The 14,727-nt window shown below is 65.6% G+C and carries 14 protein-coding genes and 3 tRNA genes; 11 read left to right on the plus strand and 6 right to left on the minus strand.

The genetic code is table 11. The features are described from left to right. Positions 1 to 970: hypothetical protein (locus tag TV39_RS01690; RefSeq protein WP_043477474.1), on the minus strand; the 970-nt coding region annotated here is incomplete at its 3' end. 398 nt (positions 971 to 1,368) lie between these two features. Here TV39_RS01690 and TV39_RS21275 point away from each other — a divergent pair. Beyond that, entirely contained in the window at positions 1,369 to 2,931 is a 1,563-nt protein-coding gene (locus TV39_RS21275) for an S-layer homology domain-containing protein (RefSeq protein ID WP_235347255.1), read from the plus strand. 19 nt (positions 2,932 to 2,950) lie between these two features. On the opposite strand, the gene TV39_RS01700 is transcribed toward TV39_RS21275, so the two are convergent. The 3 genes from TV39_RS01700 to TV39_RS01710 are packed head-to-tail and all read right to left on the minus strand — an operon-like array spanning position 2,951 to position 5,334. After that, positions 2,951 to 3,883, minus strand: coding sequence for a cation diffusion facilitator family transporter (locus tag TV39_RS01700; protein ID WP_043477477.1), 933 nt, complete (start codon positions 3,881 to 3,883; stop codon positions 2,951 to 2,953). A 14-nt stretch (positions 3,884 to 3,897) separates the two neighbouring features. Beyond that, positions 3,898 to 4,326, minus strand: a complete 429-nt coding sequence (locus TV39_RS01705) for a metallopeptidase family protein (RefSeq protein WP_043477480.1) — start codon at positions 4,324 to 4,326, stop codon at positions 3,898 to 3,900. 9 nt (positions 4,327 to 4,335) lie between these two features. Then, entirely contained in the window at positions 4,336 to 5,334 is a 999-nt protein-coding gene (locus TV39_RS01710; RefSeq protein WP_144406276.1) for a DMT family transporter, read from the minus strand. Between the two features lie 184 nt (positions 5,335 to 5,518). Between TV39_RS01710 and TV39_RS01715 the strand changes: the two genes are divergently transcribed. Continuing rightward, positions 5,519 to 5,866, plus strand: coding sequence for a VOC family protein (locus tag TV39_RS01715; RefSeq protein ID WP_043477483.1), 348 nt, complete (start codon positions 5,519 to 5,521; stop codon positions 5,864 to 5,866). 40 nt (positions 5,867 to 5,906) lie between these two features. Here the strand turns inward: TV39_RS01715 and TV39_RS01720 are convergent, their stop codons facing one another. After that, positions 5,907 to 6,788, minus strand: coding sequence for an ArgP/LysG family DNA-binding transcriptional regulator (locus tag TV39_RS01720; protein ID WP_043477486.1), 882 nt, complete (start codon positions 6,786 to 6,788; stop codon positions 5,907 to 5,909). A gap of 69 nt (positions 6,789 to 6,857) precedes the next feature. On the opposite strand from TV39_RS01720, the gene TV39_RS01725 reads away from it, so the two are divergent. Beyond that, positions 6,858 to 7,460: a LysE/ArgO family amino acid transporter gene (locus tag TV39_RS01725; protein ID WP_043477911.1), complete on the plus strand. Its 603-nt coding sequence runs from the start codon at positions 6,858 to 6,860 to the stop codon at positions 7,458 to 7,460. Positions 7,461 to 7,519: 59 nt separating this feature from the next. Beyond that, a complete protein-coding gene (locus TV39_RS01730) occupies positions 7,520 to 8,149 on the plus strand; it encodes an FMN-binding negative transcriptional regulator (protein WP_043477489.1) in 630 nt (209 codons plus the stop codon). A 47-nt stretch (positions 8,150 to 8,196) separates the two neighbouring features. Here TV39_RS01730 and TV39_RS01735 read toward each other — a convergent pair whose 3' ends face one another. Continuing rightward, a complete protein-coding gene (locus TV39_RS01735) occupies positions 8,197 to 9,219 on the minus strand; it encodes a PHP domain-containing protein (RefSeq protein ID WP_043477492.1) in 1,023 nt (340 codons plus the stop codon). Between the two features lie 150 nt (positions 9,220 to 9,369). Between TV39_RS01735 and TV39_RS01740 the strand changes: the two genes are divergently transcribed. The 7 genes from TV39_RS01740 (at position 9,370) to TV39_RS01770 (ending at position 14,723) form a co-directional block, all read left to right on the plus strand. Then, a tRNA-Glu gene (locus TV39_RS01740) sits at positions 9,370 to 9,442 on the plus strand. A 95-nt stretch (positions 9,443 to 9,537) separates the two neighbouring features. After that, positions 9,538 to 9,611: transfer RNA gene (locus TV39_RS01745), tRNA-Asp, on the plus strand. 48 nt (positions 9,612 to 9,659) lie between these two features. Beyond that, positions 9,660 to 9,735 (plus strand) — tRNA-Phe (locus TV39_RS01750). A 130-nt stretch (positions 9,736 to 9,865) separates the two neighbouring features. Continuing rightward, complete coding sequence (locus TV39_RS01755; RefSeq protein WP_043477495.1) at positions 9,866 to 10,333, plus strand: universal stress protein; 468 nt, start codon at positions 9,866 to 9,868, stop codon at positions 10,331 to 10,333. Between the two features lie 459 nt (positions 10,334 to 10,792). Then, positions 10,793 to 11,809 (plus strand): LacI family DNA-binding transcriptional regulator, encoded by a 1,017-nt coding sequence (locus tag TV39_RS01760; RefSeq protein ID WP_144406286.1) that lies wholly within the window; start codon positions 10,793 to 10,795, stop codon positions 11,807 to 11,809. A gap of 78 nt (positions 11,810 to 11,887) precedes the next feature. Further along, positions 11,888 to 13,567, plus strand: coding sequence for an ABC transporter substrate-binding protein (locus TV39_RS01765; protein WP_043477501.1), 1,680 nt, complete (start codon positions 11,888 to 11,890; stop codon positions 13,565 to 13,567). 178 nt (positions 13,568 to 13,745) lie between these two features. Then, the gene (locus TV39_RS01770; RefSeq protein WP_043477504.1) at positions 13,746 to 14,723 is read left to right on the plus strand and encodes an ABC transporter permease; all 978 of its coding nucleotides are present in this window, start codon (positions 13,746 to 13,748) and stop codon (positions 14,721 to 14,723) included. The last annotated feature ends 4 nt before the right edge of the window (positions 14,724 to 14,727 follow it).

Genomic DNA, 14,727 nt, shown 5'->3' on the forward strand with positions numbered 1-14,727 from the left:
CAGGCGGGGCGGGAGCGGGCGGTGCCGGACTCACAGGTGACGGGGCAGGGGCGGCTGGCGCCGGACCGGCGGGGGCTGCAGGTGCGGCCGGGGCCGGAGCAGCGGGCCTGTTCTGTGCAGCGGCGCCGCCCTGGGCCGTTCCCTGGGAAGCCGCGGCCGCGGTAACGGCCGCCAAGCGTTCCTGGGCGCGTTGGCGGTCCAACGCGTCAACCCTGGCGGATTCCAGCGCCACCGTAGTGTTCTTGAGGTTTGCCAACTGGTCCACCAGCACCGTCCGTTGGGACTTCGCCTCGGACACCGCCTTCGCCTGGGCAGCGTTGGCGCGCTCGGCCTCAGCCTTGCGGTCTTCGGCCGACCGGGCCGCGTCATCGGCGGCGCGGTTGGCGTCCTCCGCGGCGGCGGTCAGGGACTTAGCGGCAGAGGCGGCGTTCTCGGCTGCCTCAAAGGCCCGGCCGCGGCTCGCGGAAATGGCTTCGAGGGTGGCAGCCTGTTTCAGCACTTCGCCGTTTCCACTGACAAATGTGCTCAGTGCGGGGTTGAGGCCGCCATTGCGGTACAGGTCCCCGGCCAGTTGCCCTACCTGCTTGCGGGTCTTCGCTTGTTCAGCCTCGGCGGATGCGGCCTTGGCCGAGGCGAGCGTGGCCGCATCCCGCCGGATATCGAGCGTGACCAGGGCGTCGCCGTAGGCGTTGTTGGCCTGCATGGCGGCGGCAAAGCTTGCTTCCTGTGCGGCAGACGCGTCCGCCAGGATGCGGTCGATCCGGGCGACCTGGTCCGCCGTCGCGCTTTCACTGGCTTTGGCTGCTGCGATCTCTTCGGGGGAGGGGATCTCCGGTGACGCCGGAACGCTCACGGCGGGCACTGCGGCCCGCGGAAGCGGCGCGGCCCCGGCGGGCAGGGCAAGGGATCCGAGGAGTACGACGGCGGTGCTCAGCACAGCCGCTTTGCGGCCGGATCCGGTGAAACCCATCAAGTAACCTCGCAAGAGTTGGGCTGGAAAGAGCGAGGACATTCGATTTCACAGGTGATTGTCACAGGTGAATACCCCGCTGCGGAGACCCAGCACACACGAGGCTACGTGGCCAGTTGCAACTTTGGCAACACTGGTCACATCAATAACATAAACAACAATCATGTGATTTCGTCACTTTGGTATGTGGCGTGTCGGGAAAAGGAGGCCTTAACAGGTAGTCGCCACGCTAGCGGTCAGATGAAGGCCGGACCTAGCCTGAACAGGACTGGGGGCCTGGACAGTTTCGGGCAGGGGGATATCTCGTGCAACAGAGTCGTTGTGGGCATTTTGCGCGCCGGGGTAGGCGCCCGCTGCGGGGAAGGTTGTGTGCCGCGGCGCTTCTTGCCGTGACCCTGATGGTGGTGGGCGTGCCGGGCCCGCTGACAGCCTCGCCGGACGGGTACTGGGTTTCTGCAACGTTCCCGCCCGCCGGGAATAGCCGGTTCACGCCGTCCCTGGCGGTTGATTCGGCTGGCTCGAAGATCTACGTTCCCCATCTTCTATATATGAACCCGGGAAATGTCACCGTCCAAGATGCAGCCACGGGCGCTGTCGAGGCCACCATTCCGGGCGCGATGGGCACCCTCGGCGTTGTGCTCAGCGAGGACGGCACCCGGCTCTACATTGCCAACAGCGGCAATACCCAGAACCCCCGCAACCAAGGCACTGGACCCGGCATCGTTCAAGTGGTCGACACCCGGACCAACACCGTGACGGCGAGCATCGAAACCGACCGTGGCGGCGGGCGCCTGACGCTCTCACCGGACGGGCGCACGCTCTTCGGTGCCATGTACGAGGGCCGCAATGTGACGTTCATCGACACCGCCTCGAATGCGATTACCGCCAAGGTCCCGGTTCCCGGCCAGCCAGGCGGTCGGGTCGCGGTGAGCCCTGACGGCGGCACGCTCTACGTCGGTGATTCGTATGCCGGCGGAATTAACGTGGTTTCTGTCGCGGAGCGGAGGGTGGTGAAAGTAATTGAAACTGGCTGCACGGCTAATTCTGATTTGACCTTGAACCCGTCCGGATCGCGGCTTTACATCACCGGATGCGTGTACCCGGGCACTCTGGGGATTGTCGACACCGCCACCATGGCGTCGCACACGATCCCGCTCACCGGCGCACCTAGCGCCGTTGCATTTGGCCTGGACGGAAACACAGCTTACGTGGTCGACGGCAGCGAAGCGGGCCGTGTCCTGGTACTGAACGTGGCCACGGAAACTGTCACTGCCGCTTTCCCGGTGGGGCGCTCACCCCAAGGCATCGTCATTAACCGGGATGGCTCCGCCCTCTGGGTCGTCCACAAGGGTTCGGGAGTCTCCCGGGTGGACCTGGTAGAAAACGGTTGGCAGGCATTCACCGACGTACCCGTGGGCGCCCCGTTCTTCCACGAGATTAGTTGGCTCGGGAACTCCCGTATCAGCACCGGCTTCCCTGACGGCTCGTTCCGGCAGCTGGAGCCGGTTCAGCGGGACGCGGCGGCCGCCTTCTTCTATCGTCTGGCGGGATCGCCGTCCTGGTTTGTTCCACCAGCAGTCTCACCGTTCAGGGATCTGGCCCCCGGGGACCGCTTCTACAAGGAGATCACCTGGCTGGCCTCCCAACGGATCACCACGGGCTACGACGATGGCACCTTCCGCCCCGGCACGCCGGTGACACGGGAAGCCATGGCTGCTTTCCTTTACCGATACGCCACTACGCAGGCCGGAGCGCCGGCCTATGCCGCGCCGGCGACCGCCCCGTTTAGCGACGTCCGTCCCGGCGACGCCTTCCACCGGGAAATCAGCTGGGCCGCAGCCGCAGGAATAACCAACGGTTATGGCGACGGGACCTTCCGCCCAAGCACACCCGTTTTGCGCGAGGCCACGGCTGCGTTCCTGTACCGCCTCACCAACCCGGACAGGCCCATGCCGCGCTAGCCCCGGAGGCCGGAACCGCTCAGGCGTGCTGGTGGGCCTCGTGTTCGGAGTGGCTCTCGGGCTCCAGCTGGAACGTGCAGTGTTCCGTGTCGAAGTGTGAGCCCAAGCAGGTGGCGAGCTTGTCCAGTACCTGGTCTGCCCCGCGAGCGCTGAGAACGGCATCCTCCACCACCACGTGGGCCGAGAAGACCGGCACGCCGGAGGTGATAGTCCAGATGTGGATATCGTGCACGGACACCACACCCTGCACGGACAGGATGTGCTCGCGGATCATCTGCACTTCAACACCCTTGGGGGTGGCTTCCAGCAGAACATCCACCACGTCGCGGAGCAGGTGCCATGCCCGGGGCAGGATCATCAGCGCGATCACCATGGAGGCAATGGTGTCCGCCGCCTGGAAACCGGTGAACATGATCACCACTGCTGCGGCTATGACAGCGAACGATCCCAGCAGGTCGCCGAGCACCTCAAGGTAGGCGCCACGCACGTTGAGGCTTTCCTTCTGGGCGCCACGCAGGATCAGCAGGGACACCAGGTTGGCCACGGCACCCAGGACGGCGGCGTAGAGCATCACGTCGGTCTGGACCTCGGGAGCCGAACCGATCCGCCGGATGGCTTCGGTGAAAATCACCACGGAAATGACGATCAGCACCAGGGCGTTGGCCAGGGCGGCCAGGACCTCGGCGCGCTGGTACCCGTAGGTCCGCTGGTCGCTCGCCGGCCGGGCGGCAATCCAGGCGGCCAGCAGGGCGATGAAGACGCCGGCGGCGTCGGACAGCATGTGCCCGGCGTCGGCGAGCAGGGCCAGCGAACCGGAAATGACGGCGCCGACGATCTGGATCAGGACCACTGCCAGGGTGATGCCGAGAACGGCAATCAGGCGCTTGCGGTGCTTGGCAGTGCCCGTGCCAGTGGCAGAGATGCCGTGAGAGTGGCTGTGGTCGTGTCCCATGCCTACAAGGCTAGCTAGTCCCAGCCGAGTTCGTGCAGCCGTTCGTCGCTAATGCCAAAGTGGTGGGCAATCTCATGCGTCACGGTGACGGCCACCTCCTGGATGACCTCTTCGCGGGAGGAACAGATTTCCAGGATGGGCTCGCGGTAGATGGTGATGCGGTCAGGGAGTGATCCGGCGTCCCACCAGGAGTCCCGCTCGGTCAGCGGAACGCCTTCGTAGAGTCCCAGCAGCACGGTGTCGGGGTCTTCGCCGGGTTGCGGGACGTAGTCGTCCTCGATGAACACGGCAACGTTGTCCATGGCCCGCGCCACTTCCGGCGGGATGCGCTCCAGGGCGTCGCTGACGGCCGACTCGAAATCTTCCTCGGTCATGGGGAACGGCTCGTCATTCTCCGCCCCGTCCGGGACGATCGGCAGGCCGGGCGGCAGGTTGGCGGGCATATCAAGACTCTAGCGGGATTTGCGCCGCGTCAGCCCCACTCCCACCAGGCAGATCACGCCGCCCACAAGACCCCACACGGTGGGCACTTCGCCGAGCACCACCCAGGAGATGAGGATGGTGGTTCCAGGTACCAGATACGTCGTGGCGGCCAGCTTCCCGGCGTCGATGAGGGACAGCGCGTACGCCCAGGTGGTGAACGCAATCGCCGTCGGGAAGATCCCCAGGTACACCAGCCCCAGGGTGGCCGGCAACGGAGCCTGCTGCAGCTCGCCCACCAGTTGGCCGCTGAACGGCAGGCAGCAGACTGCACCCACCATGATGCCGAACCAGGTGGCCTGTGCAGCGGGGAACTTCCGCAGAACCGGCTTCTGGACAATCACACTGACGGCGGCGAGCACAGCGGCCAGGAGGCAGAGCAGCACGCCGGCCACATCCGCCGTCGAACGCTGGCCCGAACTGAGCGCGATCACCGCGACGCCGGCGAACGCAATCAGGCTCCCGATGATCAGCCAGCGGGGGAAACCTTCCTTGAGCAGAATGCCCGCCATGACCGCCACCAGGATGGGGTTGACGTTGATCAGCAGGGCAGCAGTGCCGGCGTCCAGCAGGTGCTCAGCGGCGTTGAGGGCCACGTTGTAGCCGCCGAACCACATGACGCCGTACGCCAGGATGGGCCACCACTCCCGGCCCTTGGGCAGCATCCGCAGCTTGGGCAGCACCACCAGGCCGAGTACGACGGCGGCAATCGCCAGCCGTCCCAGAGTCAGGGAACCGGGGGAGAAGCTTGGTCCCACGGCGCGGATGCCCACGAAGGCGGAGGCCCACAGGACCACGGTGACGACGACGGCGGCGACGCCCAGTTTGGTGACCGGCGCCCGGCCGGGTGAGTGCCGCGGCGCGGGCGCGTTGCCCTTCGACAGGTGCGGGGCGGGTGAAGGTGCGGCGTGCGGAGACCCTTCGTGGGGGCCTGCGGGCGGCGTGGGGCCGGATTCGGCGGTGGTAGCCATGCTGCCAATCTAGCCCTTGCGGCAGCTATGGGGCTGGCGGAAATCGGCCACGTCTAGTCGAGATCCTGCCAAAGTCTCCCGGCGCAGTGACACCGTGTACGGACTAGCGCGATCTAGACTCGAGCCACCCCGTCGAAACCCACTATCCCCTGGCTGCCGGGTCATGGGATGGGAAGGAGCCCCCATGAATCCGATTACGCCCAGAATTGGCACCGTCTTCGTCCCGGTCAGCGACGTGGAGGCGGCCAGGGACTGGTACTGCCGGCTGCTGGGGGTACCGGCCGACGGCGAGATCCTCTTTGGCCACCTCTATGTGCTGCCGGTCGAGGGCACGGGACTCGTCCTGGACAGCAGGATCTATGCGCAGGACGTCGTGTTCAAGGTGCCCGCCTTCCATCTCGACACCCAGGACGTCCAGGCAGCGCACGCCTTTGCGGTTGAGCTTGGCGCCGATCCGGCGGACATCCAGCACGGGCAATGGTTTAATTTCCGGGATCCTGACGGCAATGCGCTGATGGTTTGCCAGTGCTAGCCTCCTGCCCCGGCTTTGGGTGCTCTCCTGTTGGTATCCCTCACCTCAGCACGCGCGCAGCGTCCTGGACGGCGGCGGCAACGCCGTCCAGCACGGCCGAACCATAACGCCACTGCTGCCAGTGCAGCGGAACGTCTACGAAGGACTTGGGTGCCAGCCTCTGCAGTGTCCCCTGATCGAGGTCGTCGCCGATTTCGAGCTCGGGAAGCAGGCCCCACCCCATGCCCAGCCGGATTGCCTCGCCGAACTCGTGGGCGGCCGGCACGTAGTGGCGCGGCGGTTGCAGGGCCTTGCGCCTGAACCGCCGCAGGTAGCGGTCCTGCAGGTCGTCCTTGCGGTCGAAGATGATGACAGGGGCCCTGGACAGCGACTCCGCAGTCGCGCCGGCATCGAACCACTGCCCGGCGAAGGCCGGAGTGCAGACCGGCAGGTAACGCATGACGCCCAGCCGGCGCGAAGTGCAGCCCGGGGCCGGTTTTGCGGTGGCCGTGATGGCCGCCGCCGCTGCTCCGCTGCGGAGGAGTTCCAGCGAGTAGTCCTGGTCCTCGCGCAGGATTTCCAGCTGCACCGTCCCGGCCACCGCGGCCAGCCCGGCCAGCGCCCAGGTGTGGAGGGAGTCGCTGTTGATCACCAGTGTAAGGCGGGTGTCCGGGTGCGGGTTCCCCGGCTGCAGTTCATCGGCGAGGTCCGCCGAAAGCATTTCGAGCTGGCGGGCGAACCGCACCACGGCCTGGCCGGACTCGGTGAGCTCGATAGGCCTCGTCCTTCTCAGCACGGGACGGCCGACGGCGACTTCGAGGGCACGGATGCGCTGGCTGACGGCGGAGGCCGTGACGGAAAGGTGGCTGGCGGCGGCATCGAAACTTCCCTGCGCAACGATGGCCGCGAGTGTCCGGGCCTGGTCAGGATGGATGTCGATCATTAGCTCATCTTATCTAGTCACAGAATCTTTAACTGGTTTCATGTGAGTGCGGCTCTTACCGTTGAAAGCGTGATCATTCCCGTGCTTTCAGGCCTGGCCAGCGGCCTGTCCCTCATAGTCGCCATCGGCGCCCAGAATGCCTTCGTCCTCCGCCAGGGCCTCCAGCGCTCGCATGTGGCCCTCGTTATCGCGGTCTGCGCAGTCTCGGACCTGGTGCTGATCCTGCTTGGAGTGGCCGGCATCGGCGTCGTCATTGAGCGGGCGCCGGCGGTGCTCGAGGTGGTGCGCTGGGCGGGGGCCGCTTTCCTGGCGGGCTATGGCGCCCTTGCCGCCTGGCGGGCCATTCGCGGTCAGGCACTCGGACAGCTCGGGCCGGCGCGTGCTGTCAGCTGGGCGGCCGTCCTGGGGACGGGCCTGGCGTTTACGTGGCTGAACCCGCACGTCTACCTGGACACCGTGCTGCTGCTCGGATCCCTGGCCAGTGCGCACGGGCCCGACGGCCGGTGGTGGTTCGCCGCCGGCGCAGGCGTGGCCAGCATCGCCTGGTTCACGGCCCTGGGTGTCGGCGCACGGTTCCTCGCTCCGGTCTTCCGGCGCCGGAGCGCGTGGCGCATCCTCGATGCCGTCATCGCCGCCGTCATGTTTACGATGGCCATACTCCTGGTCAGCTGAGTTCCGCCCGCTCCACCCGCCTGCCTGCCCTCCCGGACTTTCAAACCTAAGGAACCACCATGTACGTCCCCGCGCATTTCGCAGCCGATGCAGGCTCGCTCCGTCAGCTCCTGTCCCGCCCTGGCGCCGCCAACCTGGTGACCTCCACGGCCCAGGGAATGCTGGCCACGTTGCTTCCCTTCGTGTACGACCCGTCGGTCGGTGAGCATGGCGCGCTGCTGGGGCACGTGGCCCGCAACAACCCGCAGTGGTCTGAGCCTGCCCTGGGCGAGTCATTGGTGATCGTCCAGGGCGCGGACGCCTACGTTTCCCCGTCCTGGTACGCCTCGAAGGCCGAACACGGGCGGGTTGTGCCCACCTGGAACTACTCGACGGCGCACGTGTATGGAAACCTGGTCATCCACGACGACTCCGAATGGCTCGGCGCCATGGTCCGCCGCCTGACGGAACTGCATGAAGCGCCCTTCGACCGGCCATGGTCCGTGGACGATGCCCCGGAGCGATTCATTGCCGGCCAGCTAAGGGCGATTGTCGGCGTCGAACTGCTCATCACCCGTGTGGAAGGGAAGCTCAAGCTGAGCCAGAACCGGCCTGAGGCCGATATCGACGGCGTGGTGGCGGGCCTGCACCGCCGCGGAAACGACGACGCCGCCCATGACGTTGAGCGGGCACGTCCGGCGGGCCGGTAGGCCTCCGGAACGGACGGTTGAAGGAGCCGCCAGCCACTTCCCGGCTGCTACTTTCCGCCTCCGGACCACTCCAGGAGTCGTTCCAGCGGCCAGGTGTTGACGATCCGCTCGGCCGGCACGCCGTTCGAGGCCGCACGCGCTGCGCCGTACTGCAGGAAATCCAGCTGGCCCGGCGCGTGGGCATCGCTGTCAATGCTGAAGAGGCAGCCGACGCTGAGGGCCAGCTTGATCAGTTCATCCGGCGGATCCTGCCGCTCGGGACGGGAATTGATTTCGACGGCGACACCCTGCTCGGCGCATGCCGCGAACACCCGTTCGGCATCGAAATCCGACTGGGGCCGTGTTCCCCTGGACCCCTGCAGGAGCCGGCCGGTGCAGTGGCCGAGGACGTTCATGTGCGGATCGCTGATTGCCCCGAGCATTCGGGCTGTCATGGTGCTCCGGTCGGAGCGGAGTTTCGAGTGGACGCTCGCCACCACAACGTCCAGCCGGTCCAGCAGGTCCGGTGACTGGTCCAGGGTCCCGTCTTCCAGGATGTCCACCTCAATCCCGGCGAGCAGGCGGAAGTTGCCGTCGCCGTCGTCGTTAATCCCCGCGACGATGTCGAGTTGTTCGGTGAGGCGTTCAGCGCTCAGCCCGTTGGCGATCTTGAGGCTGGGGGAGTGGTCCGTCAGGGCGAGGTACTCCCGGCCCAGGGCGCGGGCGGCGTCCGCCATCAGCTGGATCGGGGACCCGCCGTCGGACCAGTCGCTGTGGCTGTGCAGGTCCCCGCGGAGTGCGGAGTGCAGTTCCGTGCCGCCCTCCGCGAGCGGCTGCTGCCCGCGCTGGCGCAGGCCTTCGAGGTAGTCAGGGATGCCGCCGTCCACCGCCTGGCGGATCACCTCGAAGGTTCTGTCCCCGATTCCCTTCATGCTCTTCAGCCTGCCGTTGCGTGCCCGTGCCGCAACGTCGGCCGGATCCAGGCCCCCGATGATCCCGGCAGCCTTCCGAAAGGCCTGGACCTTGAACGTCGGGGCCAGTTCGCGTTCCAGCCAGAAGGCGATCTCATTGAGGGCATCAACGGCATCCATCTGTCCATCTTGCACCCGCTGAATGCCGATTTTGGATATTCCCAAGGTCTGCCCTACACTTTTATAGTCCAGTTCGGAGCAACTCGAAAGGACAAAAACGAAAGGCTTCGGCCCTTTATTTTTGCCCTGATAGAGCCGGATTGAGTTCAGGCCCCCATCGTCTAGCGGCCTAGGACACCGCCCTTTCACGGCGGCGGCACGGGTTCGAATCCCGTTGGGGGTACGCAAGGAAGTGGTCAAGCCGGATGAAAAAGTCTGGTAGGCTAAAGGCCTTGAAAAATTGCAGTAGCGATACTGCAGACAGCAAGAAAATAGCAAGGCCCTGTAGCGCAGTTGGTTAGCGCGCCGCCCTGTCACGGCGGAGGTCGCGGGTTCAAGTCCCGTCAGGGTCGCTCTGATTGCCAGAAGAAATTCCGGCCGTCAAGGTGACATGTCACCTAGGCTCTGTAGCTCAGTTGGTAGAGCGTTCGACTGAAAATCGAAAGGTCACCGGATCGACGCCGGTCGGAGCCACCACTGGGAAGCATCAGTTCTTCGGAACTGGTGCTTTTCTTCTTTAACCGCGGACGTTATTGTCTGACCGCATTTTCGAAGGTAGAGCCGTTCGGCCCGATGTCCGGTTCCCAGGATGGCGCTACCCTCAGGCATGGGCCCCTCAGAAAACCAGGAAAACCCCCGGATCGTCGTAGGCGTTGACGGTTCCGAGATGTCGGTCGCGGCGCTGCGTTGGGCTGACCGGATTGCCCCCGCGCTGGACGCCACGATTACCGCCGTTGCCGCCTGGCATTTCCCGGTGGACACGGGATTCGGCTGGTCCATGCCGCCGGCCTGGGACCCGGAAGCGGCCGCCCGGAGCGTTCTCGAGGATGCCCTCACCACCGCCTTCGGAGACAAGCCCCCTCAGGGCCTCACCCGACGGACGGTCATGGGACACGCCGCCTACGTCCTGATCGAGGAAAGCCGCAGCGCCCAGATGCTTGTTGTCGGATCCCGCGGCCATGGCGGCTTCGCGGGACTCTTACTGGGGTCGGTCAGCTCAGCCTGCGCCGAGCATGCCCATTGTCCGGTGATGGTGGTCCACGGACCTGATGCCCGGGACGGCGACGCCTCCTGAGGTGCACGGCTGCCTCCCGAGACTCCCGCCCGCCGGTTTTCCCCGTCACGTGGTCGTTTCCCCCCGTAAGCCGTGGGGGATTAGGCCATTTCGGGGGGATTTCCTGGTGGTCCCAAGAGTCGCGCTGCCTTCGGCCCGGAAACCTAACTTTGTTCGCAGATCATGGCCGTAGCCCTTCGGATTCGCGGACAAGGTTAGGGGCGCCGGTCTGTCAGCTGCCGTGACCGGACCTGCCGTCGAAAATTAGTCGTTGACAGCATCCTAGTAACGCGCGTAACCTAAATCACACGCTCGAAGTAACGCGCGTTAGTAAATAGGTTTCAGCTGGCCATGGCGGCCAGCTCGGCAGGATTTTCGGAGCATTCAATGGCGAAGAGCACACAGGCACCCGCACCGGCACCGTCCCCCGCGGCGTCCCCCGCGGCGTCCCCCGCGGCTCCCGTACACAGGGGCGTCACCATGGCGGATGTGGCCAAGGCGGCCGGGGTGTCCCGCACCGCGGTGTCCTTCGTCCTCAGCAACCGCGAGAACGCCAGCATCTCGGAAGAAACCAAGCACCGCATCCTCGAAGCCGTCCAGGCCCTCGGCTACCGTCCTAACGCCGGCGCCCGTGCCCTCGCGTCGCAGCGCAGCGACTGGTACGGCATCGTCACGGAGATCGTCACGGCACCGTTCGCCGTCGACATCATCAAGGGCGCGCAGGACCAGGCCTGGCTGTCCCGCCGGTTCCTGCTCATCGCGCCCTCAGACCAGGCCGATGCAACAGGACCAAACCGGGGCATGGAAGACGCAGCCGTTGAAAAGCTACTGGAACAAAGAGTGGAAGGACTTCTCTACGCGGCCACGTACCACCGGGCCGTGCACGTTCCGAAAAGTGCCTACGAGGTCCCCACGGTCCTCATCAACTGCTTCGACGCGGACGGGAAGCTGCCCTCGATCGTCCCGGACGAGCGCGCCGGGGGCCGCGTCGCCGTCGAGCGTTTACTGCAAGCCGGCCACACCAGAATCGGTGTCATCAACCTTGATCCGGACATTCCCGCCGCAGTCGGCCGTTTGGAGGGGTGCCGCGAAGCACTCGCCGAAGCAGGGCTGGAACTTGATCCTGAACTCGTCGTCTCGGGACACGCGACGGCGGATGGCGGCTACGAGGCCGCCTGCGAAATTCTTGATAAATATCAGGCCGGGGCAGGCAGGCCGACTGCCCTGTTCTGCCTCAACGACCGGATGGCTATGGGCGCTTACGACGCCGTCAAGGAGCGCGGGCTCGCCATCCCCCAAGACATCGCCGTGATCGGCTTCGACAACCAGGAACTCATTGCGGCCTACCTCAGGCCAAAACTGACCACGGTTGCGTTGCCCTTCGAGGAGATGGGTGCGCTGGGTGTCCAGACACTCGCAAGCCTTACAGCCGGACAGCCGATCACTGCACATCAGCAAATGGTCGACTGTCCGCTGCTAGAACGCTATTCAGTCTGACGGCAAATCAACTACTGAACAGCAACCCCAACCACACCTTCACCTTCACCAGCGAAGACGAGGAAAGAGATATCCATCATGACACAAGCACGATTCCTGAGGTCTGCCCGCATCGCAGCGGCCGGACTGGCCATGGGCGCCATGGTGCTCACCGGGTGCTCCGCCAACGCGGGCAACACCGGCTCCGCGAAGGCTGACGCCTCGGCCCAAACCGCCCTGCTGACCATTCCCCGCGAGGACATGGGCACGTTCGTCCGGAACTTCAACCCGTTCGCCCCCACCGTGGCACCCATGACCCAGCAGGCGATCTACGAATCCCTGCTCATCTACAACCCGGCCAACGGCGACACCACCCCGTGGCTGGCCAGCGAATGGAAGGCCGCGGAGGACGGCAAATCCATCATCTTCACCCTCCGCGACGGTGTGAAGTGGTCCGACGGCCAGCCCCTTGTCCCTGCCGACGTGGTCACCACGTTCGCGCTGCAGAAGAAGATCAAGGGCGGCTACGACTACCTGGACACCGTCACGGCCGAAGGCACCAACCAGGTCAAGTTCAGCTTCAAGACCGCCTGGTCCCCGGCGCTGTTCGATCTCGGCCAGCTGAGCATCCTGCCGGACCACGTCTGGTCCAAGATTGCCGACCCCGAAAAGGACGCCAACGAGAAGCCGGTGGGCACGGGCCCCTACACCGAGGTGGACGCCTTCCAGGCCCAGTCCTTCGTGCTGAAGAAGAACCCCAACTACTGGCAGCCGGAGAAGCAGAAGATCGCCGGCATCAAGATGCTCGCCTTCGCCGGGAACGACGGCGCCAACCTCGCCGCCGCGAACGGGGACGTGGACTGGGCTCCGCAGTACATGCCAAACATCGAGAAGACCTTCATTTCCAAGGACCCGGACCACCGCAAGTACTGGTTCCCGCCCACGGGTTCCATGATCAACTGGCAGCTCAACACCACCAAGGCCCCGTTCAACGACACGGACGTCCGCAAGGCCCTCAGCATGGCCGTAGACCGCGACCAGGTCACCAAGATCGGCATGAGCGGATACACCAAGCCCGCGGATTGCACAGGGCTGTCCGGAAACTACGAAACCTGGAAGAACAAAGAAGTCCAGGACAACTGCGAGTGGACCAAGCTCAACGTGGACGAGGCCAACAAGCTCCTGGACAAAGCCGGCTACCCCAAGGGCGCGGACGGCAAGCGCACCCTGAAGGACGGCAAGCCCTTCGAGTTCAAGATCTCCGTGGGCGCGGCGTCCTCCGACTGGCTCTCCGTGGCCAATGTGATCGCACAGAACCTCGCCGAGGTGGGCGTCACGGCCAAGGTCGATTCCCCGGACTGGGCTGCCGTGGTGGCAGGCTACGAGACCGGTGACTTCGATTCCGGCATCGTGTGGACTGCCAACGATCCCAGCCCGTACAAGTATTTCGCGGGAACCATGGGAACCAGCACGGTCAAGCCGGTGGGGGAAAAGGCCTTCGAGAACTACCACCGCTTCGGTGACCCCAAGGCGGACGCCCTGCTGACCGAGTTCGCAGCCGCAGCCGACGAGGACACTCAGCACGACATCGCGGACAAGCTCCAGGAGGAGTACAGCGCGGTTGCCCCCACCATCCCGCTGTTCGCCGGCCCGGAATGGGGCGCCTACAACAACACCCGGTTTACCGGCTGGCCGACGGAGGAAAACCCGTACGCCACCCTGTCGGTCCGCGCCCCCACCACGGTGCTGGTCCTGACGTCGCTGGAACCGGCCAAGTAAGGCACCGGCGGCTCCGACCCGGCTTAACGGCCTTCCGAGGCCGCCCCAGACCGCACACCCGGCGCTGTTTCCGGCGCCGGGTGTGCGCCCCTCCCCATTACCTCCCCAAACTCGCAAGCTCGCTTGGGGCCCTCGGTAACGGGGCCCCATCTCTGCAATTCCCGAATGGAGGGAAACCGTGCGCTTTATCCTGCGCCGCCTGGGTTTCTACCTGATCGCCTTCTGGGTGTCCATCACTCTGAACTTCCTGCTCCCGCGCTTTATGCCGGGGGACCCCGTATCCCGCATGTTCGCCCGCACCCAGGACCGCATGCAGCCCGAACAGATCGAGGCGCTGCGCAAGCTGCTCGGCGTCGACGACCGGCCCATCTGGGAGCAATACGTCGACTACCTGCACAACATGGTCACCGGCCAGATGGGCGTCTCCATCTCCCGGTTCCCCACCCCGGTCACGGAAGTGATCGCCTCGCAGGTGGGCTGGACCCTCCTGCTGGGCGGGACCGCGCTGGTGATTGCCGCCGTCGTGGGCAACCTGCTCGGCATCCTGGCCGCCTGGCGGCGCGGCGGAGCCATCGACTCCGCGCTCCCTCCCGTGCTGATCTTCATCGGCTCCTTCCCGTATTTCTGGCTCGCCATGGGCGCGCTGTACCTGTTCGGCGTCACGCTGGGCTGGTTCCCCATCCGCCACGCGTTCAGCGACACCATTGAGCCCAGCTTCAGCTGGGAGTTCATGTCCGACGTCGGGATGCACCTGGTGCTGCCGGCCCTCACCATCGTGCTGGTTTCGGTGGGCGGCTGGATGCTGGGCATGCGCAACACCATGATCGCCACCAACGCCGAGGACTACATCACCATGGCCGAAGCAAAGGGCCTGCGCCCCGGACGGATCATGTTCCGCTACGCGGCCCGCAACGCCATGCTGCCGTCCGTGACCAGCTTCGGCATGAGCCTGGGCTTCGTGGTGGGCGGTGCGCTGCTGACCGAGGTGGTGTTCGCCTATCCGGGCGTGGGCTACCAGCTCCTCAACGCCGTGCAGGGGCTCGACTACCCGCTCATGCAGGGCCTCTTCCTGACCATCACCGCCGCCGTGCTGCTGGCCAACTTCCTGGTGGACATCCTCTACGTCCGCCTCGACCCGCGCGTCCGCGCCAACTAGGAAG

This window comes from Arthrobacter sp. SPG23 (assembly GCF_000876655.1).
Lineage (GTDB): Bacteria > Actinomycetota > Actinomycetes > Actinomycetales > Micrococcaceae > Arthrobacter.

Bases quoted from the DNA above. Each gene is read 5' to 3' on its own strand.
- TV39_RS21275 (WP_235347255.1), top strand. From the start codon at position 1,369: ATGGTGGTGGGCGTGCCGGGCCCGCTGACAGCCTCGCCGGACGGGTAC.
- TV39_RS01700 (WP_043477477.1), bottom strand. From the start codon at position 3,883: ATGGGACACGACCACAGCCACTCTCACGGCATCTCTGCCACTGGCACG.
- TV39_RS01705 (WP_043477480.1), bottom strand. From the start codon at position 4,326: ATGCCCGCCAACCTGCCGCCCGGCCTGCCGATCGTCCCGGACGGGGCG.
- TV39_RS01710 (WP_144406276.1), bottom strand. From the start codon at position 5,334: ATGGCTACCACCGCCGAATCCGGCCCCACGCCGCCCGCAGGCCCCCAC.
- TV39_RS01715 (WP_043477483.1), top strand. From the start codon at position 5,519: ATGAATCCGATTACGCCCAGAATTGGCACCGTCTTCGTCCCGGTCAGC.
- TV39_RS01720 (WP_043477486.1), bottom strand. From the start codon at position 6,788: ATGATCGACATCCATCCTGACCAGGCCCGGACACTCGCGGCCATCGTT.
- TV39_RS01730 (WP_043477489.1), top strand. From the start codon at position 7,520: ATGTACGTCCCCGCGCATTTCGCAGCCGATGCAGGCTCGCTCCGTCAG.
- TV39_RS01735 (WP_043477492.1), bottom strand. From the start codon at position 9,219: ATGGATGCCGTTGATGCCCTCAATGAGATCGCCTTCTGGCTGGAACGC.
- TV39_RS01755 (WP_043477495.1), top strand. From the start codon at position 9,866: ATGGGCCCCTCAGAAAACCAGGAAAACCCCCGGATCGTCGTAGGCGTT.
- TV39_RS01760 (WP_144406286.1), top strand. From the start codon at position 10,793: ATGGCGGATGTGGCCAAGGCGGCCGGGGTGTCCCGCACCGCGGTGTCC.
- TV39_RS01765 (WP_043477501.1), top strand. From the start codon at position 11,888: ATGACACAAGCACGATTCCTGAGGTCTGCCCGCATCGCAGCGGCCGGA.